Raw genomic sequence first — 519 nt, 5'->3', positions numbered from 1 at the left:
CTTCGCACAGCATAACTTACTCAAAGTTCCTTTTAACGCCCGATATCAATCTCGTTACATCAACGCTGGGGAAACGGTCGAGTTGACGCTTTCTCACACCGGCCGATCTGCAAGCGTAAAGGGCAATTGGTCACTGAACAACGACACATCGAAAGCGGTCGATGTGCAACTGGCAAACTCGGCCTCTTTCAGTGCCAACTTGCCAACGGGGCTGACGTGTGGTGCACCGTTTGAATCTAAAGTTTCAGTGGATTATCAGTTTGCTGAAGGGCTTAAGGCGCAATCTTGGCAAAACGTGACGGCGCTAGTGAATGGTGTTCCTCTACTTTTGAATAAGCCCAAGACTATCGAGGATGCGCTCACCGATGCGAGTATTAACTCGCGCGGTCAAGAAGTGCAAGGGAACAAAATTTTTGTTCAAACACTATCAGACAAAACGCAGAAAATTGATGACTCATTTGCCGTTTATCTCGATATCGAACACGCGAATTTAGCGGATTTACACATCACGTTGACGTC

Annotated in this window: 1 pseudogene; it reads left to right on the top strand. The window is 47.2% G+C overall.

Annotated features, from left to right (window positions below):
* Window positions 1-519, top strand: a pseudogene (locus R8O10_RS27450) (propeptide, peptidase); the annotation flags it as partial.

It is taken from the genome of Vibrio sp. 1727 (genome assembly GCF_033344415.1).
GTDB classification, from domain to species: Bacteria; Pseudomonadota; Gammaproteobacteria; order Enterobacterales; family Vibrionaceae; genus Vibrio; species Vibrio alginolyticus.
The sequence above is the reverse complement of the archived record's forward strand: the minus strand, read 5'-3'. Positions and strand labels throughout refer to the sequence as shown.